The organism is Streptomyces sp. NP-1717 (assembly GCF_022695985.1).
GTDB lineage: Bacteria > Actinomycetota > Actinomycetes > Streptomycetales > Streptomycetaceae > Streptomyces.
Window position 1 is genome coordinate 1 of the sequence record NZ_JAAPBF010000133.1, and the last position, 19,376, is coordinate 19,376.

The following is a 19,376-nucleotide window of genomic DNA, read 5'->3' on the forward strand; positions in this document are numbered from 1 at the left end:
CAGCGGGGCCGACGAGGCCGGGGCCGCCGGGAGCTCCGAGGTGAGGCGCAGGCCCATCATCGGGAGCAGATCCGCGACACGGTGCGGCCGGTGGGCCACGATGCCAGGCGGGGCGGGCGCCAGCGGGATCAGGAGATCCGCCGGGGCAGGAGCGCCGGCCGAGGCGTCCGCGTCGATGTCCTGGTGCAGCCACAGCGTCAGCATGTAGAGCCCGGGCACCGAGAGCAGCCGTGGCTGGTACGGGGAGCCCAGTGTCTCGGCCTGGCGCAACGCCCGCTGGGTGGCGGAGATGTAGGGGCCCTCGAAGAAGCGCGAGAACGCCCAGCCGTCCGGGGTGAGCATCGTGTCGGCCGCCGCGACGGCGCGATCGCCGCTGTGGATCAGGAAGCGCCAGCCGGCCAGCCGGGTCTGAGGCGCGTCACTGCTCGGGGCGATCTGTTCCAGTACGTGTACCGGAAGGGGCAGTTCGGGGCTCAGCGGTCCCTGGACGGACCGGAGAGCGGGTGTACGGGCCTCGCGCACGGCGGTGGGAGAACCGAGTGCCGTGAGGACGCTGCGCAGGGCGGGCGCTGGAGCCAGGGGGACATGCAGCGGCATGATGGGTTGCCTCTCGCTCAGTAGGCACAGTCAAGCGTCGGTGATGCGGATGCGGGTGCGGACGTCGCTGTCGGCGCACGTGGTCAGAGGAGGGCCCAAGGCCATGGCCGGGCTCCACTCTCTGCCTCGTTCCCACACACTTTATACGATGCGTGTTCACAGAATGTTTCTTCTAGCTGTCGCCCGTATTGCGCACAAGGGCATATCCGGTCCATCTCGTTCGGAATCGTCATCGATGAACAGTGAGATGAACGGTGAACACAGGCTTCTGGCCTGGGGTTGTTCCGTCGGAGCGGTAGGCCGAAACCCGCCCGCGATTTTTCCCGCCGGAACCGGCAGTGAAATTGCTCACTGCCCATGCCGTAGGAATGTGCCGCGAGGCCGTTCTGTCCACTCTACCCGGCGCGGCGTGCAAACGGGGCGTTATGGATCACTCAGTCTGGGCACTATCGATCGTGAAGCGATGCCCGGGGCAGCCGGGACGGCGACGTGAAGGAGGAACCCTCCGATGGGGGAGAAGGTCGAATCGGGCGGTACCGGCCTGTCCGATCGGCAGAAATACCGTGCGAAGCTCCAGCAGTGCCTCGCGGTGCTGGGGCGGCTGCTGGGGGAGAAGCGCTTCGACAGGCCCCGGAATCTGATGGGTCTGGAGATCGAGCTGAATCTCGCCGGTTCCGACGGGATGCCGCGCATGATGAATGCGGAAGTGCTTGAGCGGATCGCCAGTCGTGATTTCCAGACGGAACTCGGAATGTTCAACCTGGAAGTGAATATCGCTCCGCACCGGCTCGGTGGACGCGTTCTCGACCAGCTCGCGGAAGAACTCCGAACGGGGCTCGGATATGCCCATCGCAAAGCGAATGAGGTCGACGCCGGGATCGTGATGATCGGTATTCTGCCGACGCTCTCCCTCGACGACGTGGTGTCGACGAACCTCTCGGACGCGGACCGCTACACACTTCTCAACGACCAGATGGTGGCCGCGCGTGGCGAGGATTTCGCGCTCGACATCGACGGGGTGGAGCGGCTCACGTGCAGCTCACCCTCGATCGCGCCGGAATCCGCCTGCACGTCCGTGCAGTTGCATCTCCAGGTCACGCCCGACCGCTTCGCCGACGTGTGGAACGCGGCGCAGTGCGTGGCCGCCGTGCAGATCGCCGTCGGCGCGAACGCGCCTTTCCTGTTCGGGAAGGAGCTGTGGCGCGAGTCGCGGCCACCGCTGTTCCTCCAGGCGACCGACACCCGGCCGCCGGAGCTCCAGGCGCAGGGCGTCCGGCCCCGGACCTGGTTCGGCGAACGCTGGATCGAATCCGCGTACGACCTCTTCGAGGAGAATCTGCGGTATTTCCCGCCGCTCCTGCCGATGAGCGACGGCGAGGATCCGCTCCAGGTCCTGGACGACGGCGGTACGCCGCGCCTCGCGGAGCTGGTGCTGCACAACGGCACCGTGTACCGGTGGAACAGGCCCGTGTACGACGTCGCGGACGGCCTTCCTCATCTGCGGGTCGAGAACCGCGTGCTGCCCGCCGGGCCGACCGTCACGGACGTCGTCGCCAACGCCGCCTTCTACTACGGTCTGGTGCGCGCGCTCGCCGAGGACGACAGGCCCGTGTGGACGCGGCTGCCGTTCGAGACGGCCGAGCGGAACTTCGAGACCGCGTGCCGCGACGGGATCGAGGCCCGGCTCCGGTGGCCGCGCGGCGGTCGCGCCGGCAGCGGCGTCGCCGAGGTGTCGGCGGTCCGGCTCGTCCGCGACGAGCTGCTGCCGCTCGCGGCGGCGGGGCTCGACGCGTGGAACGTGGAACCGGCCGACCGCGACTTCTACCTCGGGGTGATCGAGGGGCGCTGCGAGCGCCGCGTGAACGGTGCCTCCTGGCAGGTGGACACCTACCACCGGGCCCAGGAGGCCGGCCTCCGCAGGGAGGCGGCCCTCGCCGCGACGACGCGGCGCTACGCCGAACTCATGCACCAGGGAGACCCGGTCCACACCTGGCCGGTGGGCTTCCCGGCCCCGTCCCGGATGCCGAACCTGTCCGCCTGACCCGCCCCGGCGGGTTGAGCGCCCCGGCCGTGGGCCGCGTCGGCGTTGCCGCCTGTCGGTCGGGGGCCTGCCGGCCGTGACCGTCCTCCCGGCCGGAAGGTGCCGGGCACCGGAAGCCCGGCGGTGGGCGGCGTGTTGCGCGGCCCCGGGGTGGGTCAGGGGCCGCCGTTGCCGCCTGTCGGGCGGGGGCGGCCCGCAGGTGAATGGGCTAGGGGGTGTCCGCGAAGTCCCGCCTGGCCCGCGGCGGCTGGCACGGCACCTCGCCGCGTTGTCGGACGCGGCCGAGTACGGCAGGTCCGTCCACAACGCCGATCCTCCGCCTTGCGATGCACCGCACCAGCCGCCGCGGGCCCCGCCCTGCGGGCGGACGGCGCTACTTTGAAGACAGGCTCTAGCGTTTCGTGCCGCCCACCGACATGATCGCCTCGATCATCACCGCCTGGATCTCGGACGGGTCGCTCACCTCGTACGCCGCGCCGCCGGTGATGGCGGCCACCTCGTTCATCTCCTCGCGGTCCGCCTCCGGGCCGACGGCGATCGCGATCACCGGGACGGGCCGCCTGGGGTCGGCCAGCTTGCGCAGTTCGGCCATCAGGGCCGTGCGGGCCGCCGTGTCCGTGTCCGGGCCGCCGGTGAGGATGATGACCGCGTTGCACTTGCCGCTCACGTACGACGACTGGGCCTCCTTGAAGGCCGCCAGCGTCGTGTCGTACATACCGGTCGCAGCCGACCCGCTCGGAACCGGCGCCAGTGCGGAGACCGCGTCCGAGAGGCTTTCGCGATGGGTGGCGCCGTCCTTGGCGCGCTCCCCGAGGGGCGCGGTCTCCGACAGTTTGCGGTAGTCCCTGGCGCCGTCGAGATCGGCCGCGAAGTCCCAGAGGCCGACCTCGTCCGCCGGTGTGAACTGGGCGAGCGTCTGGAGCATCGAGGTCTTCGTGACGTCCATCCGGGACTCGCCGCCACGGCCCGGTACGGGCCCCGCCATCGCGTCCGAGGTGTCGACGACGACCGTCAGCCGCGCGTCCTGCACGGTGACCGTCCACATGCCGAGCGCCTCGTCGACCGTCTCCGTGGCCGGGGGCTGTGCCTTCGTCAGGGCGAACGGCTGCGGCGCCCTGCCCCCCGCCGTACGGACCAGACCGCCGGGCACGACGGAGTGCCCCGTACGGAACCCGTGCTCCGCCATCGTCCGCTGCGGCCCGTCCTCGCTGAGGAGGGAGATGAACCGCATCGCGGCGCGGCTCTCCTCCGTGGTCAGATCGGGCTCGTTGACCAGGTTCAGCGGGTAGTTGAGGACCGGGGCCGCGTCCGTCGGATAGAACAGCTGGAGGTCGGAGCCGCCGTCGTCGGCGGAGTTGTGCACGAACGCGGCCTGTTCGGTGAGGAACACCGCCTCGTTGCCCCGCGCGTTGTCCGACTCCCCGCGCACCAGGGACCGGAGCACCTGGCCGTCCGATTCGGACACCCGCTTCGCCAGCGCCTCGGCGGTGGCGGCGATCCGGGTGTCGCTGTCCGGGTCCTCCGTCCGCGTGGACGCGACGACGCTGCCGAACGCGAGCAGCCCGGTCGCGCTGCGCGCCGGATCGGCCGCGCCCAGCCGCGGCGCGTCCTCGCCGGCCGCGGCGGTCGTCAACTCCGCCCAGGTGTACGTCTTCTCGGGCCAGCCCAGCCTCTTGCCGGCGGACGGGACCGCGGCCAGGGTCACCGGTGTGGTCGCCGCGTTGCCCGCGGGCGTCAGCGCCACGCCGTCGCCCGCGTCCAGGGCGCGCTCGACCCACACGTCGGAGTCGGGCAGCCAGACCTCGTAGTCCGGGGCGCTCGTGCCGGTGGCGAGGCCGTCGGCTATCTCGTAGTTCTCGCGCGCGTCGACCCGGACGTCGACACAGCGGCCGTCGGAGGTGACGCCGTCCCTGCGGGCGTCGTCGGCGACGGCCCGCACGGCGGGGGCGATGTCCGGCGAGGCCGCCAGGTCGATCCGTACGGCCGAGCCCGTGCAGCCGTCGGTGAACGACAGCAGACCGCTCTGCGCCGCGACGCCCGTCCCCGCGGCCAGGCTGAGGACGAGAGCCGTCGCGATCAGTACGGTGCGACGGCGCGGGCGACGGCCCCTGGTGCTGTCCGTCGATTCGTCGTCGGGCAAGCTGTGACGTTCCATGGCGGTGGTGCCCCTCCTTGACCTGAACAAGGAAAATGGGGGACCTCGGCCCGCTCGAAAACGCCCGTCCCCCGACGCGTAGCGCGATCTTCGTACCCGCATTCGAGACACTAGCGGGACGGGCACGGGCTTGAGGCGCGATTAGTCAACTGGAGGCAGCTGTGCAGTCGGAGGCGGGCCCCGTGGCCGATTCTCTCCCCCAAGAAGCCCTGTCGCGCAAGATGCTGCGGTCCGAAGTGCTGATCGTCCTGGCGCTGTCGCTGGGAGCGAGCGCAGTGTCGGCGCTGATCAGCTTTGTCGGATCGGTCACCAAGCCCGGCGGGCTGAGCGATCAGGCAGCCACGCTGAACGGTTCGCACGCGCCCGGACGCCCATGGCTCGATCTCGCCTGGCAACTGTTCGGCATCGCCAGCTCGTTGGTGCCTGTGGTACTGGTGGCGCACCTGTTGCTCAGGGAGGGCAGCGGACTGCGCGCCATGGGATTCGACCGGCGGCGGCCCTGGTTCGATCTCGGCCGTGGCACGCTGATCGCCGCCGGTATCGGAAGCGCCGGGCTCGCGTTCTACATCGCCTCGCGCGCGGCCGGGTTCAACCTGACCGTGGTGCCGGAGTCACTGCCCGAGGTGTGGTGGAAGTTCCCGGTGCTGATCCTGTCGGCGGTGCAGAACTCCGTACTCGAAGAGGTCATCGTCGTCGGGTATCTGCTGCGCAGACTCGACCAGTTGGGGTGGACGCCGATGGCCGCCCTGGTGGCCAGTTCGGTGCTGCGCGGCTCGTACCACCTGTACCAGGGCATCGGCGGTTTCATCGGGAACATGGTGATGGGCGTGGTGTTCGTCCTGGCCTACCGGCGCTGGGGGCGGGTCGGACCGCTGGTGGTGGCGCACGCGCTGCTCGACATCGTGGCGTTCGTCGGGTACGCGCTGCTCGCCGGACATGTGGACTGGCTGCCGACGCCGTAGCGGGTGGGCGACGGCAGCCGTGGGCTCAGGGGGCCGCGAGGAGTTCGCCGTCGATGACCGTGACCGCGTGGCCCGTGAGTAGCGTGCGGGAGCCGCGCAGTGAGGTGCGGACGAGGCCGGTGCGGGCGGACCCCTGGAGGCCCGTCAGTTCGGCGCGGCCGAGCCGGGCCGACCAGAACGGGGCGAGCGCCGTGTGCGCGCTGCCCGTGACCGGGTCCTCGTCGATGCCGACGCCCGGGAAGAAGCCGCGCGACACGAAGTCGTAGCCGCGGTCCGGGTCCTCGGCCGCCGCGGTGACGACGACGCCGCGCCGTGAGAGCGCTCCGAGCGACCGGATGTCCGGTGTCAGATCCCGTACGGTCCGCTCGTCCGCCAGCTCCACCAGCAGGTCCCCGATGTGCGGCGCGGTGTCGTGGACCGAGACCGGGGCGGCGCCCAGGGCTTCGGGAACGCCGGCCGGGACCGCGACCGGGGTCAGCGGCGACGTCGGGAAGTCGAGAGTCAGCCCGCCGTCGTCGTGCGCCGTCGCGCCGAGTACGCCGCAGCGCGCGGCGAAGCGGATCGGGCCCGTCGCGAGTCCGGCGCCGCGCAGGACATGGGCGGTGGCGAGTGTGGCGTGCCCGCACATGTCGACCTCGGTCGCCGGGGTGAACCAGCGCAGTGCCCAGTCGGCCTCACCGCCGGGAGCCAGCGGATGGGCGAACGCCGTCTCCGAGAGGTTCACCTCCCTGGCGACCCGCTGGAGCCAGGTGTCGTCGGGGAACGGGCCGGTGTCCAGGATCAGCACCCCCGCGGGGTTGCCGGCGAAGGGGCGATCGGTGAACGCGTCGACGATTCGAATCCGCATGCTCCGGACCGTAGAAGAGCACGGAAGGCGCAGGCCAAGGCCAATCCCGGACGACTGGCATCGAAGGAGGTTGCTCAACGAACAGTTCCGATATATCGTTGAGGCATCGCGACAGACTCGCGACTGATCAACGATGGAAGGAGCGTAGCGATGCGTTCACATGGACACGAGCAGGATCACGGACATGGGCAGTGCGGGCCCGGCCATCGGGGTCGGGGTGACTTCGAGGGGCGGCGCGGGGCCTTCGGGCCGTTCGGGCCGAACTTCGGGCCTCCCTTCGGGGGCGGCGGACGGGGCCGTGGCGGAGGCAGGGGCAGGGCGCGGCGCGGCGATGTGCGCGCGTCGATCCTGGCGCTGCTGAAGGACCGGCCGATGCACGGCTACGAGATGATCCAGGAGATCGGCGAGCGCAGCTCGGGCGCCTGGCGCCCCAGCCCCGGTTCGGTCTACCCGACCCTCCAGCTCCTGGAGGACGAGGGGCTCATCGCGAGCCGCAGCGAGGGCGGCAAGAATCTCTTCACGCTGACCGAGGCCGGTCGCGCCGAGGCCGAATCGGGGCCCGACGCCCCGTGGGAAGAGGCCGGGCGCGGTGTCGACTGGGAGACGATGAACGAGATCCGGCAGGCCGGCTTCGGTCTGATGGAGGCGTTCGGGCAGGTCTGGAAGACCGGCTCCGCCGACCAGCGCACCAAGGCTCTCGCCGTCATCAACGACGCCCGCAAGAGGCTCTATCTGATCCTCGCCGACGAGGACTGACCCCGGCGGTGCCCTTCGGCCCCGTACGGTTCACAAGGGCCCCGTGACGATCGCCGAGATCGTCGCGGGGCTCCTTCGTCATGTCCGGGCCGTGATGTCCGGACAGTCATCCCCGGGCCGCGGGCAGGAGCCGCCAGAACTCCGCCGAGTCGAAACGGTCGCTCGCCCGGGGGTGCGGGCCCTCGTCGTGGCAGTGGAACGCCGCCCAGAACACGTCGCCGCGCAGGGCGTCGGCCGGCGCGTACACGCGGTACACGTACTGGCGCCCGTCGACCGCGAGCAGGGCGACCATCCAGTACATCGGAAATCTCCCGGCGGTCGGCGCGGCATCGTCGTACCTGAGGGACGAACGCTCCGGCGTGCCGGTTGCGCCGGGGTGAGTCGCCGGGGTCTGAGGCAAGGCGGCGCGCCTCTTCGGGCGCGTCGGCGCCCGATCTCATTCGTAAGGAGGAGAGGCGGCACCGCTGTGCCCACCTTCGGTGGGAGGCTCGAATGCTCCCCGCCGGGGATGTTTCACCCACCGGTCGGCTGATGAGGTGGGAGTGTGCAGAGCCCTACCCCGTGGTTGCCCGAACAGTCCGATTCGACCGTTGTCTCCGCCGTCTCGATCCGCGCGGACATCGACGCCGGACTCTCCGCCGAGCTCGCGGCCGTCGTGTCGGGGGCGCGCAGGAGGGCGCACCGGGACGGAGACCGGCAGATAGACACCGCCCATCTGCTCCATTCGCTGCTTGAGTCGGATGCGGAGGTGCGCGCGGCGTTCGACGGCGGTCCACAGGTCGCCCGTGTCCTCGGCTATCTCGTCCAGCGGAGCATCGGCTACGGGCTGCGCTGGCAGGGGACGGTGGAGGAGTCGGGCCCGGTCCCCGTCGTGTCGACGCCCGAGGTCCCCGGCTGGTCGCCGTCGGCCGTCGCCGTCATGGAAGGCACGGTCGAACGGGCCCGAAGGCGCGGCGAACCCAGGGCCGGCGGTCTCGATCTGCTCGACGCGCTCGCGTCCGACCGGGACTGCCGCGCGGTGAACGTGCTCGAACGGGCCGGTGTGGACGCCCGCGCGCTGACCGGCCGTATCGCGGACCCGGCTCACGGAGTGTGACACCCGCGAACCGACGGCGACGATCCGTCTCGACAGGTGTGAAAGTACTGATGCTCCTGACGCCGACTGGCATGATGTGTCCATGCACGCGTCTCAGGGGAGAAGCGTCGGCCTGGGACTCGCTCTCTTGTCGGCCTTCGCGTTCGGCGGATCAGGTGTCGCGGCCAAGCCGCTGATCGAGGCGGGGCTCGATCCGCTGCATGTGGTCTGGCTCCGCGCCGCCGGAGCCGCGCTGGTGATGCTGCCTCTCGCCTGGCGCCACCGAGACCTCGTCCGCCGCAGGCCCGCGCTGCTGGCCGGCTTCGGGCTGTTCGCCGTGGCGGGCGTGCAGGCCTTCTACTTCGCCTCGCTCTCCCGGATCCCCGTCGGCGTCGCCCTGCTCGTGGAGTACCTGGCACCGGCGCTGGTCCTGCTCTGGGTGCGCTTCGTCCGGCGCAGGCCCGTCACCCGCGCCGCGGCCGTCGGCGTCGTGCTGGCCGTCGGCGGACTCGCCTGCGTCGTCGAGGTGTGGTCCGGGCTCTCCTTCGACGTGATCGGCCTGCTGCTGGCGCTCGCCGCGGCCTGCTGCCAGGTCGGCTACTTCCTCCTCTCCGACCAGGGCGGCGACCCGGCGGACCCGGCCCACGCGGTCGATCCGCTGGGCGTCATCGCGTACGGGCTGCTCATCGGCACGCTCGTCCTCACCGTCGTCTCCCGGCCCTGGGGCATGGACTGGTCGCTGCTGGCCGGCCACGCCGAGATGGGCGGGTCACAGATCGCCGCGCCGCTGCTGCTCGGGTGGATCGTCCTCGTCGCGACCGTGCTCGCGTACGCCACCGGCGTCGTCAGCGTCCGCAGGCTCTCGCCGCAGGTGGCGGGGGTCGTCGCCTGTCTGGAAGCGGTCATCGCGACCGTGCTGGCGTGGGTCCTGCTCCGCGAGCACCTGTCGGCGCCACAGATCCTGGGCGGTCTCGTCGTACTCATGGGCGCGTTCATCGCCCAGACGTCGACACCCACGGCGCGGGCCGGGGGAGTGGGCGACACGGAGCTGTTGAGCGGGGAAGCGGCGCCCCGTGACCCCGCCGCCGGTGACTCGGACGCGGGGGCCGGCGGGGACGACGTGGCCGAAGTGATCGGCGAGGGGGACGGGTTGTCCGCCGGACGGAGCGCCACGTAGGCTGCCGATCATGCGACTGACAGTACTTCCGCCCCCCGCCGCCTGAGCGCGGGCGGCCATCCGCTGACGAAGACCGGGCTCGGGCAGTCCCCGAGCGGTCCGTCGCTGCCCGCGAGACGGAGTAGCCGACCACCAACCCGTTCTTCACACGGAGAAGTCACGTGTCGATTTCCGCCTCGTCCGCCGCTGCCGGCCCATCGGTCGGCCGCAGCCTTTTCTATCTCGTCGTCGCCGGTGTCGCCTGGGGGACCGCCGGGGCCGCCGCCTCGCTCGTCTACCGCGTCAGCGACATCGGTCCGCTCTCCCTCTCCTTCTGGCGCTGCGCCGGCGGGCTCGTGCTGCTCCTGGGCGCGCTGGGACTGCGCCGCAGGCGCGCGGCGAAAGCCGCGACCACTTACTTTGCGGAGGTCACGGCCGAGCCGCGCCGCCGCCGGCTGATCCGCGTCCTCGGTACGGGCGTCGGCCTCGCGGTCTTCCAGAGCGCGTACTTCGCCGCGGTCGAGGAGACCGGCCTCGCCGTCGGCACCGTGGTCACCCTCGGCGCCGGCCCCGTGCTCATCGCGCTCGGCGCGCGCCTGACCATGGGTGAACGGCTCGGCGGCAGCGGTCTGATCGCCGTCGTCGGCGCCCTCGCCGGCCTCGTCGTCCTGGTCCTCGGCGGTGACGGGGCGACGGTACGTCCCGCGGGCATCGCGTACGCGGTGCTGGCGGCGGCCGGATACGCGGCCATCACCCTGCTCACCCGCCGGCTCGGCCGCGACGGCGGCACGGCCGACTCCCTCTCCACCACCGCCTGGGCGTTCGCGGTCGCGGGGCTGTGCGTGCTGCCGCTCGCCGCCGCCGAGGGACTGCTGCCGCACACCGCCGAACCGGCCCAGGTGCTCTGGCTGCTGCTGTACGTCGCCGCGGTGCCCACGGCCCTCGCGTACGCCCTCTACTTCGCGGGCGCGGCGGTCGTACGGTCCGCGACCGTCTCCGTGATCATGCTGCTGGAGCCGGTCAGCGCGGCCGTCATCGCGGTCGGTCTGCTGGGCGAACAGCTCACCGTCGCCACCGTGGCGGGGACACTCTTGCTCCTCGCCGCCGTGGTGGGACTGGCCACGGCCGAGGCGCGCCTCGCCTCCGGCCGGCGCAAGGCGGCGGTCCTCGCGTGACTCAGAGCACCGAGAGGTAGTCGGGCAGGCCGACGGCCGGGTCCAGGTCGTCGGCCGGGACCGGTGTGCCGTACCCGCGGACGACGGGCACCACACCGGTCCAGTGGGGGAGCGACAGGTCCTCGGGCTCGTCGTTCGGGCCGCCGCCGCGGACCTTGGCGGACACCTCGTCGAGATCGAGGCGCAGCACGGCGGTCGCCGCCAGCTCCTTCGCGTTGCCGGGCCGCGAGTCGTGGGAGCGGCCCGGCACCACGTGGTCGACCACGGCGTCCAGCGCGGTGCGCCGCTCGTCGAGGTCGGTCACCTGGTACGCGGTGCCGTGCACCACGACGGAGCGGTAGTTGATCGAGTGGTGGAAGGCCGACCTCGCGAGCACCAGGCCGTCGACATGGGTGACCGTCAGACAGACCGCCAGCCCCGGTTCGGCGGTGTCGCCCGCCATCCGCAGGGGCCGGGAGCCGGTCGACCCGTGGACGTACAGCCGCTCGCCGACCCTGGCGTAGAGGGTGGGGAGGACCACGGGCGCGCCGTCGCGGACGAATCCCAGATGGCAGAGGTAGGTCTCGTCCAGTATCCCGTGCACCAGCTCGCGGTCGTACGACGCGCGGTTGGCGGAGCGGGTGGGGACGGTGCGGTCCGTGGGGCGGTAGGCGGAGGAGGTGGGCTCCGGCATTGCGCTTCTCCTATGTACTAGTGCATAGTGTTCTTTGTGCTAGGAGAGTATCGGATCGAGGGGCGGCGTGCCGCCGAGATTTCCGCGAGCGTGGAGCGGGGCATCGGCGCCGGACAGCTGACGCCCGGCCAACTGCTGCCACCTCTAAGGGAGTTGGCCCTGCAGCTGGGGGTCAACCCGAACACGGTGGCCGCCGCGTACCGCACGCTGCGCGACCGGGGCGTCATCGAGACGGCGGGCCGCAGGGGCAGCCGCGTGCGCGCACGGCCGTCGAGTACGGCGCGCGGCTCGATCCGGGTGGAGGCGCCCGAGGGCGTGCGGGAGGTGTCGGACGGCAATCCGGATCCCGCCCTGCTGCCGCCGCTGCACGACGCGCTCGCCGCCGCCGCGCGGCGCCACGCGGAGCGGCCGGGGCGGTACGGGGACGCCGCCGTACTGCCGGAGCTCGCCCGGCTCGCCCGGGCCGGGCTCGACGAGGACGGCGTGCCCGGCGGACCGGTCGCCGTGACCTCCGGCTCGCTGGACGCGATCGAGCGGGTCCTGGCCGCGCACCTGCGGCCGGGCGACGCCGTCGCCGTCGAGGACCCGGGCTGGGGCGCTCTGCTCGACCTGGTGCCCGCGCTGGGGCTGCGGCCCGTACCGATGGCGATCGACGACGACGGGCCGCTGCCGGGGGAGTTGGAACGGGCGCTGCGGGCCGGGGCGCGGGCGGTCGTCGTCACCGACCGGGCGCAGAATCCGACGGGGGCGGTGGTGGGCGCGGCCCGCGCGCGGGAGCTGCGTACGGTGCTGGCGGCCCACCCCCACGTTCTGCTCATCGAGGACGACCACGGTCACCGCATCGTCGACGAGCCGCTCCATCCGCTGGCCGGGGTCACGGAGAGCTGGGCGCTCGTACGGTCCACGGCCAAGGCGTACGGCCCCGATCTGCGGATCGCCGTGCTGACCGGGGACACGGTGACCGTCGACCGGGTGACGGGCCGTCAGCGGCTGGGGCCCGGCTGGGTGAGCAGACTGCTGCAGCAGGCGGTCGTGGAGCTGTGGACGGCGGGCGCGGTCGACACCCCCGCCGTCGCGCGCGCGTACGGCGAGCGGCGCGACGCGCTGGTACGGGCCTTGGCCGAGCGGGGGGTGGAGGCGTACGGGCGCAGCGGGATGAACGTATGGGTGCCGGTGGCCGAGGAGACGGGTGCGGTGGCCCGGCTGCTGCACGCGGGCTGGGCGGTGGCACCCGGTGCGCGCTTCCGGATGGCGGCGGCGCCCGGCGTGCGGCTGACGGTCTCGTCCATGACGCGGGAGGACATCGAGTCGGTCGCGGACGCGGTGGCCGACGCGGCGGGCGCCGCGCCGGCGCGGAGCTACGGCTGATCCGCGGGGACCGCCGTCGGTGTCGGCGTGGGCGTCGGCCCGGCCGGCGGGGCGGACTTCCGCGCCGCCGGGGACCCGTCCTTCCTGCTCTGGGTGAGCGCGGCGCCGACGAGCACGACGACCGCGCCGACCGGAGTGTTCCAGTGCAGCGGCTCGCTGAGGACCGCCACACCCGCGGCCGTCGCGATGACGGGGACGAAGTACGTGACCATCTGGCCGGTCGTCGGGCCCACTTCGGCGACGAGACCGTACTGGATCAGCAGGGCCAGGCCCGTTCCCAGGCTGCCGAGCGTGACCACGGCGAGCAGCGGCACCACCGGGAAGGAGGTCGGCAGATCGGTGAACAGCGGTGTGACCACGGCCAGTTGGACCGTCGCCATGAACAACTGGGCGCCGGTGAGCGAGAGGTGCGAGCTGCCGTTGCCCGCCAGTGTGCGGCGCACGTACACCCAGCCGACGGCGTAGCTGAGGGAGGCCAGGAGAGCCATGGCCGTACCGGCGAAGTCGAGACCGGAGAAGCCCTGCCAGGCGCCGAGCACGGTCAGTACACCGATGAAGCCGAGCCCCAGACCGCCGACACGGCGCCGGGTGGGGCGGTCCTCGGAGAGCGCGACGAGCGACAGCAGCATGCCCCACAGCGGTGACGTGGCGTTGCAGATGCCCGCGAGGGTCGACGGGATGGTCAGCTCGGCGTACGAGAAGAGCGAGAACGGGACGGCGTTGAGGATGAACGCGGCCACCGTGAGATGGCCCCAGGTGCGCAGACCCCGGGGCAGCCGCTCGCGGCGTACGGCTATCGCGACCGCCAGCACCGCCGTACCGAAGAACAGCCTGCCGAAGGTCACCTGGAACGGCGCGTAGCCATGGGTGCCGACCTTGATGAGCAGGAAGCTGAAGCCCCAGATCAGCGAGAGCACGCCGAACCGGATGCGCCAGTCGATCGCGGGGCGGCGGCTCACGGCGGGGCCGGGGCCGCCGGCCGTCGTCGGGGCCGGGTCGCCGGAAGGCGCCTTGGGCGGGGTGGCGGAGGAGGAGCCGGGGCGTCCGGTGCGGCGCGGGGTCGCTGTGGTCATACGGCAACGATGCGGCTCCGGCACCTCTTAGGACAAGCGAGAATTTCTCGACCCGTTCACGTAGCATCACTTACATGTTGAACCTGGAGAGACTGCGGATCCTCGACGCGCTCGCCCGGCACGGCTCCGTGAGCGGAGCGGCCGACGGACTCCATGTCACCACGTCGGCCGTCTCGCAGCAGATGGCCAAGCTGGAGCGGGAGGTGGGCCAGCAACTGCTCGCCAAGCACGGGCGCGGCGTCCGGCTCACCGACGCGGGACGCCTCCTCGCCGACCATGCCGCGCGGATCATCTCCCAGGTGGAACTCGCCCAGTCGGACATCGAGGCGCGGCGCGGACAGGTGGTCGGTGAGGTACGGCTGTCGGCGTTCCCCACGGCCGCCCGCGGGCTGTTCCCCGTCGCGCTCGCCTCGCTGCGCAAGGCGCACCCCGATCTGCGGGTGCGCTCACTGGAGCTGGAACCGGACGGCGCGATCCGGCAGGTCCTGCGCGGCGACCTCGATCTCGCCGTCGTACTGGACTGGAACAACAAACGGCTGCCGGTGCCCGGCGGGCTGGCGACGGCGTCCCTGCTGGAGGACGCGGCCGATGTGGCGATGCCGGCCGATCACCCGCTCGCGGAGCGGCGGGACGTGGATCTGGAGGAGTTCGCCCACGACTCCTGGGTGTCCTGGCCCACGGGCGAGTTCTGCCACGAGTGGCTGGTGTTCACGCTGCGCTCGAAGGGGATCGAGCCGCGGATCGAGCACATGGCGGGTGAGCAGCACACCCAACTGGAGCTGGTCGGCGGCGGGTTGGGGGTCTGTGTCGCACCCCGGATGGGACGCGGACGGCTGCCCGAAGGCGTCGTTGCCGTGCCCGTACGGCAGAAGATGTTCCGGCATGTGTACGCGGTGTGGCGCGCCGACGCCGACCGCCGTCCGTCGATCAGGGCGGCGGTCGAGGCGCTGGAGGAGGCTGCGGGGGTGGTGAAGGCGGCGGCCGCGGCGTAGGCCGTGTCCGGCGCCTCCCGCCCGGCCGGCGGCGCGTGGCACGGTGCCACGCCGCGTTGTCGTCAGGCGGCCGAGTGCGCCCGGTACGGGGCCGGCCCTCCGCCTTGCGACGCACAGCGCCACCCGCCGCCGGTCCCGACCTGCGGGCGGACGGCGCCATGTGTCAGAGACGGCCCAGTGGCGGCGGGCCCGGTCGCTGAATCGGCCCGGTGCTTCGTGACGGTGGTTCAGGCGAGTTTGATCTCGTCGCCCTCCACGGTGATCGACGCGGCGCCAAGCGGCTTGGTGGCGGGACCCTTCTTCACGCTGCCGTCCGACGCGTCGAACTGGCTGCCGTGGCAGGGGCAGGTGATGGTGCCGTTCGCGATGCTCCCGACCGCGCACCCCGAGTGCGTGCACTCCGAGGAGAAGGCCTTGAACTGACCCGCCGACGGCTGGGTGACCACCACTCCCTGGGCCTCGAAGACCTTGCCGCCGCCCTCCGGGATGTCGGCGGTCTTGGCGAGCACCGCGCCCTGCCCGCCGCCGCTGTTCGCGCCGTCGTCCGCCGGAGCCTGCCCGACGGAGTCCGCCGGCTCGTCCGACCCGCAGGCGACGAGCGCAGCGCCCAGGCCGACCGCGCCCGCCGCCGCCACGACCGTACGGCGCGCCACAGTCCGGCCCGTGGCCGTCGGTGCGGTGTCCTGCGTTCCCGTCATGTCTGCTCCCTGTCCGTGGCCGGCTCCGGTGGCCGGTTCTTGAGGGGGTACGCACCGTTGCGACGCGGTGTTCAAACCCTCGACGACTTTCTCAAAGTTTCAAGGACTTCTCGTGGAGATCGACGTCCGGAACAGGCCGTTTCCTCGTCACTGTCAGCCATCGGGGCGGTCGGGAACCGTGATCCCGGCGGCCACCGGCAGATGATCGCTGCCGGTCGCGGGCAGCGTGCGGATATGGCCGACGGTCGCCGAGCGGGCCATGACCTGGTCGATCCGCGCCAGCGGGAAGGCGGTGGGGAAGCTGAGGGCGAAGCCCCGTTCCGCCACGCTCATCCGGGACGTCAGCGGGGCCAGCCCCCGGTCGTCCACCGTGCCGTTCAGATCGCCCAGCAGCACCACCGTGTCCACCGGCTCGGCGGCGACGGCCTCGCCCAGCAGCCCGGCGCTCTCGTCGCGCGCGGACGAGGCGAGGCCGCTCGCCCCGAAGCGGATCGACGGCAGATGCGCGACGTACGCCGCGATCTCGCCGCGCGGGGTGGCCACCACGGTCCGCAGCCCGCGATCCCAGCCCTCCGCGATGCCCGCGGGCCTGATGTCCACCAGCCGGGTGCCGCTCAGCGGATGCCTCGACCAGAGACCGACCGTGCCCCGCACCGCGTGGTGCGGGTACTCGGCCGCCAGCGTCTTCTCGTACACAGCCAGCGCCGGGGGCAGCAATTCCTGAAGCGCGATGAGATCGGGCCCGGCACCGGCCAGCGCGCGGGCCGTGCCCGCCGGGTCGGCGTTCTCGTCGCTGACGTTGTGCTGCACCACGACCAGGTCGTACGTGCCGGCCGCCGCACCCGGCAGGAACAGCCCGCCGAAGAGATACGTCCAGGCCGCCACCGGCAGCAGCAGGACCACCAGCGCGAGGGCCGAACGGCGCAGCAGCGCCAGTCCGAGCAGCGCCACGACCACCAGACCGAGCCACGGCAGGAACGCCTCCAGCGAACTGCCCAGGTTGCCCACGGAGTTGGGCACCGCCCGGTGGAACGCCAACAGCGCCGCCGTCAGCACCGCGAGCGCGGCGAGAACCCGGCCCCGCGTCCAGGCCGACCGGGCCCTGCCGTCCCCCCGGCCGCCCTGGGCTCCGTCCTCTTCCGGAGTCCGCCGCCCCTTCCACCCCGGCGCCGCCCGCACCGTCGACGGCACATCACCGCGCGCCCGCACCCGCTCCACCATGGCTTCCCATCCGCTTGATCCTCTCCATCAAGACGAACCACCAGGTGGAACAGTTGCCGTCCACGCCCGTGTGTCCGCCACGTCACCGTCCCGCGCGGAGACGGTGGGAGGCGGTGGGAGGCGGGGGAGTCCAGCGGCGGGTACGCGGGACGGTGGAGGAGAGGCCGTACTCCTTCTTCAGCTGCTCGGGGATGGCGTAGTGCATGACCCGGCCGCGGGTGAGGGAGGAGAGCTCGAACATGGTGGTGAGATGGCCGAGGCGGTCCAGGGCCCAGGCTCCGAGTGGTGAGCGGTCCTCGACGGTCTCCAGCACGTTCAGAAGAACCGGGACCGCCTTGACGAGCGTGTCCCAGCCGGTGCGGGGCACCTCCAGCCAGTCGGCGGACGTGTCACCGATCAGATGGCGGATCAGCGCGGAGACGACGGGGTCGAGGAGGGTGCCGGGCACCACCTCCTCGTACAGATCGATCAGCTGCCGGGTGAGATGGACGCCCTCCTCGCTGGGGCCCATGTGGCGCGTCATGTACAGGTCCGAGAACTCGCGCGCGGCGGCCAGGTCGGCCGGCACATGGTCCTGGTCGATGCCGAGCATGGCGCCCACCACACGCCAGGCGTAGTAGTAGGACTCCGCGCCCTCCGTGCTCATGTGGATACCGAGGCGGTGCAGGGCGTCCAGGACCTGGATCGAGAACATCATCTGCCCGCCGATCATGTCCTCCTGGCAGATCGGCGTCCCGAGACCCGCCACGTCCCAGCGCCCCTCCCGCCCGAGGTGATGGCGGATCGACGCGTGGAGCAGCCGGACCTTCTGGGCGGCGGGAATGAACCGGCTGCCCGCCTCGAAGGCGTCCGGCCGCATCAGTAGGACGGTGAACTGCCCCGTCTCGGCCATCCGCTTGGACGGGAAGTTCAGCGAATGGCTCGCCGACAGCAGCTTCGCCACGTGCGGCACCAGGAAGCAGGCGGGCATGGAGGCGAAGGACAGCGCGGTGGAGATGTGCACGTCGTTGTCGATGAAGAACAGCCGCGCCCTCTCCATCTCGTCCCAGTCCACCCACGCGGGAGGGGCGGCGGTCAGGTGCAGATACTCGCGGGCGACCTCCGGCAGACCGTCCGGCAGCGGCTGCCCGGCCGTGGAGACGTACCGCATGAGGGAGTTGTACGTACCCACCTGGCCGCGCTCGAAGAGCGTCGCGACGGTGGCGTCGGCCAGTTCGTCGCCGTGGCGGCGCAGGGCGTCGAGGGACTGTTCGGTGTAGGTCACTGAGGGACCTTTCGGGAGTGGGGGGCTCGGGAGCGGTGTCGGACGGCGGTCAGTCCGGCCGGTCGGTGGCGGCGTCGGCGAGCCGGGTCAGTGAGCGGTGCGCGACGTCGGGAAGACCGGCGCCGTCCAGCGCGCACACGGCGACCTTGACCCGTTCGCTGATCATGTCCTCGACGCGGTCGCGCGCCCCGGTGCGCTCGACGACGGCCCGCACGCGCCGCAGTTGAGGGGCGGTGAGGGTGCGGCGCCCGAGGAGAGCCGTCAACTCGGCCTGTTCGGCGGGGGTGGCCGCCTGCCGGGTAAGGGCGATGAGCGCGGTGGGGCGGGCCGCCGAGATGTCGTCGGTGTTCGGCTTGCCGGTGGTCGCGGGGTCGCCGAACAGGCCGATCAGGTCGTCCCGCAGCTGGAACGCCTCTCCCAGCGGGAGGCCGTAGTCGGTGAACACCTCGCGCAGGGCGGGGTGGGCGCCGCCGAGCCCGGCACCGATGTGCAGCGGATGCTCGACGGTGTACTTGGCCGTCTTGTACCGGATCACCTTCATTGAGCGCCGCACATCCGCCTCGCCCTCGGTGTGCAGGATCTCCAGGGCCTCCCCGGCGATCAACTCCCGTGCCAGCACGGCCCACAGGCCGCGCGCCCGCCCCAGATAGGCCGCGGGCAGCCCGCAGCCGGCGAACATCTGGCCGGCCCACGACATCAGCAGGTCGCCGGCGAGCATCGCCATCGACCGGGCCCGCGCCTTGGGGCGTGGTCCGTCCGCGAACACCTCGCGCAGCGCGACGTGGGCGGTCGGCAGGCCGTGCCGCAGGGCGCTCTCGTCGATGATGTCGTCGTGCACCACCGCCGCGGCGTGGACCAGCTCCATACTGGCCGCGGCCCGTACCATCGCGTCGCTGTCGGGCTGGCCCGCGGCCCGCCAGCCCCAGTAACAGAAGGCCGACCGCAGGCGTTTCCCGCGCGCGGTCACCGCCGTCAGTACGTCGACGAGGGGCGCGAGTCCGTCGTCCAGCGCGAGCAGGGCCTCGGCCTCGGCGCCCACGAACCGCTCCAGCTCACGGTCCACGCGGGACTTCAGCCCGGGCCGCCCGTACGGATCAGACACCGGGGCCGCCGGCGCCGCGGCGCTGCGCGTGGAGGTGCGCGCGGTGTCGCGCGTGGCGTGCGAGGACCTCCATGTGCGCCTCGCTCCCGTCGCCCGAGCCGTGCCCGCCGAGGCGGTCGAGGGCCAGTCGGCCGCGTGCCCGGAGGTCCTGGCGGCCCTCCGCCGCGAGGGCGCCGACGTCCGAGCGCCCGAGGAGACCGCCCGCGGCCTTCAGCGCCGAC

The 19,376-nt window shown here is 72.2% G+C and carries 19 protein-coding genes; 8 read left to right on the forward strand and 11 right to left on the reverse strand.

Annotation, left to right across the window (positions count from 1 at the left end):
• On the reverse strand, window positions 1–597 hold a 597-nt coding region (locus GXP76_RS23485; protein ID WP_242573564.1), incomplete at its 3' end, for a hypothetical protein.
• A 508-nt stretch (window positions 598–1,105) separates the two neighbouring features.
• Between GXP76_RS23485 and GXP76_RS23490 the strand changes: the two genes are divergently transcribed.
• Window positions 1,106–2,638, forward strand: a complete 1,533-nt coding sequence (locus GXP76_RS23490) for a glutamate--cysteine ligase (RefSeq protein ID WP_242573565.1) — start codon at window positions 1,106–1,108, stop codon at window positions 2,636–2,638.
• Between the two features lie 391 nt (window positions 2,639–3,029).
• On the opposite strand, the gene GXP76_RS23495 is transcribed toward GXP76_RS23490, so the two are convergent.
• Entirely contained in the window at window positions 3,030–4,793 is a 1,764-nt protein-coding gene (locus tag GXP76_RS23495; RefSeq protein WP_242573566.1) for a substrate-binding domain-containing protein, read from the reverse strand.
• A gap of 182 nt (window positions 4,794–4,975) precedes the next feature.
• On the opposite strand from GXP76_RS23495, the gene GXP76_RS23500 reads away from it, so the two are divergent.
• Window positions 4,976–5,755, forward strand: a complete 780-nt coding sequence (locus GXP76_RS23500; RefSeq protein WP_242573567.1) for a CPBP family intramembrane glutamic endopeptidase — start codon at window positions 4,976–4,978, stop codon at window positions 5,753–5,755.
• A gap of 25 nt (window positions 5,756–5,780) precedes the next feature.
• Here the strand turns inward: GXP76_RS23500 and GXP76_RS23505 are convergent, their stop codons facing one another.
• A complete protein-coding gene (locus GXP76_RS23505) occupies window positions 5,781–6,602 on the reverse strand; it encodes a PhzF family phenazine biosynthesis protein (RefSeq protein ID WP_242573568.1) in 822 nt (273 codons plus the stop codon).
• A 150-nt stretch (window positions 6,603–6,752) separates the two neighbouring features.
• On the opposite strand from GXP76_RS23505, the gene GXP76_RS35910 reads away from it, so the two are divergent.
• Window positions 6,753–7,358, forward strand: coding sequence for a PadR family transcriptional regulator (locus GXP76_RS35910; protein ID WP_078078425.1), 606 nt, complete (start codon window positions 6,753–6,755; stop codon window positions 7,356–7,358).
• Window positions 7,359–7,464: 106 nt separating this feature from the next.
• Here GXP76_RS35910 and GXP76_RS23515 read toward each other — a convergent pair whose 3' ends face one another.
• Window positions 7,465–7,659, reverse strand: coding sequence for a hypothetical protein (locus GXP76_RS23515; RefSeq protein ID WP_242573570.1), 195 nt, complete (start codon window positions 7,657–7,659; stop codon window positions 7,465–7,467).
• 243 nt (window positions 7,660–7,902) lie between these two features.
• On the opposite strand from GXP76_RS23515, the gene GXP76_RS23520 reads away from it, so the two are divergent.
• The 3 genes from GXP76_RS23520 (at window position 7,903) to GXP76_RS23530 (ending at window position 10,764) form a co-directional block, all read left to right on the forward strand.
• Window positions 7,903–8,454 carry a Clp protease N-terminal domain-containing protein gene (locus tag GXP76_RS23520; protein WP_374362246.1) on the forward strand — a complete coding sequence of 184 codons (552 nt, stop codon included), beginning with the start codon at window positions 7,903–7,905 and terminating at the stop codon, window positions 8,452–8,454.
• An 82-nt stretch (window positions 8,455–8,536) separates the two neighbouring features.
• Entirely contained in the window at window positions 8,537–9,610 is a 1,074-nt protein-coding gene (locus GXP76_RS23525) for a DMT family transporter (protein ID WP_242573571.1), read from the forward strand.
• A gap of 167 nt (window positions 9,611–9,777) precedes the next feature.
• The gene (locus GXP76_RS23530; RefSeq protein ID WP_242573581.1) at window positions 9,778–10,764 is read left to right on the forward strand and encodes a DMT family transporter; all 987 of its coding nucleotides are present in this window, start codon (window positions 9,778–9,780) and stop codon (window positions 10,762–10,764) included.
• A 1-nt stretch (window position 10,765) separates the two neighbouring features.
• Here the strand turns inward: GXP76_RS23530 and GXP76_RS23535 are convergent, their stop codons facing one another.
• Window positions 10,766–11,437 carry a pyridoxamine 5'-phosphate oxidase family protein gene (locus tag GXP76_RS23535; protein WP_242573572.1) on the reverse strand — a complete coding sequence of 224 codons (672 nt, stop codon included), beginning with the start codon at window positions 11,435–11,437 and terminating at the stop codon, window positions 10,766–10,768.
• A 36-nt stretch (window positions 11,438–11,473) separates the two neighbouring features.
• Between GXP76_RS23535 and GXP76_RS23540 the strand changes: the two genes are divergently transcribed.
• Window positions 11,474–12,805 (forward strand): aminotransferase class I/II-fold pyridoxal phosphate-dependent enzyme, encoded by a 1,332-nt coding sequence (locus tag GXP76_RS23540; RefSeq protein ID WP_242573573.1) that lies wholly within the window; start codon window positions 11,474–11,476, stop codon window positions 12,803–12,805.
• On the opposite strand, the gene GXP76_RS23545 is transcribed toward GXP76_RS23540, so the two are convergent.
• Entirely contained in the window at window positions 12,796–13,878 is a 1,083-nt protein-coding gene (locus tag GXP76_RS23545; RefSeq protein WP_242573574.1) for a DMT family transporter, read from the reverse strand. The genes GXP76_RS23540 and GXP76_RS23545 overlap by 10 nt on opposite strands.
• A 74-nt stretch (window positions 13,879–13,952) precedes the next feature.
• Between GXP76_RS23545 and GXP76_RS23550 the strand changes: the two genes are divergently transcribed.
• Window positions 13,953–14,870 carry a LysR family transcriptional regulator gene (locus tag GXP76_RS23550; protein WP_242573575.1) on the forward strand — a complete coding sequence of 306 codons (918 nt, stop codon included), beginning with the start codon at window positions 13,953–13,955 and terminating at the stop codon, window positions 14,868–14,870.
• Between the two features lie 227 nt (window positions 14,871–15,097).
• Here the strand turns inward: GXP76_RS23550 and GXP76_RS23555 are convergent, their stop codons facing one another.
• The 5 genes from GXP76_RS23555 to GXP76_RS23575 all read right to left on the reverse strand — a co-directional run.
• Window positions 15,098–15,568, reverse strand: a complete 471-nt coding sequence (locus tag GXP76_RS23555; protein ID WP_242573576.1) for a Rieske (2Fe-2S) protein — start codon at window positions 15,566–15,568, stop codon at window positions 15,098–15,100.
• 153 nt (window positions 15,569–15,721) lie between these two features.
• The gene (locus GXP76_RS23560; RefSeq protein ID WP_242573577.1) at window positions 15,722–16,789 is read right to left on the reverse strand and encodes an endonuclease/exonuclease/phosphatase family protein; all 1,068 of its coding nucleotides are present in this window, start codon (window positions 16,787–16,789) and stop codon (window positions 15,722–15,724) included.
• 82 nt (window positions 16,790–16,871) lie between these two features.
• Window positions 16,872–18,053, reverse strand: a complete 1,182-nt coding sequence (locus tag GXP76_RS23565; RefSeq protein ID WP_242573578.1) for an oxygenase MpaB family protein — start codon at window positions 18,051–18,053, stop codon at window positions 16,872–16,874.
• A gap of 49 nt (window positions 18,054–18,102) precedes the next feature.
• Window positions 18,103–19,155: a polyprenyl synthetase family protein gene (locus GXP76_RS23570; RefSeq protein WP_374362253.1), complete on the reverse strand. Its 1,053-nt coding sequence runs from the start codon at window positions 19,153–19,155 to the stop codon at window positions 18,103–18,105.
• On the reverse strand, window positions 19,148–19,376 hold a 229-nt coding region (locus GXP76_RS23575), incomplete at its 5' end, for a hypothetical protein (RefSeq protein ID WP_374362255.1). The genes GXP76_RS23575 and GXP76_RS23570, both read right to left, overlap by 8 nt.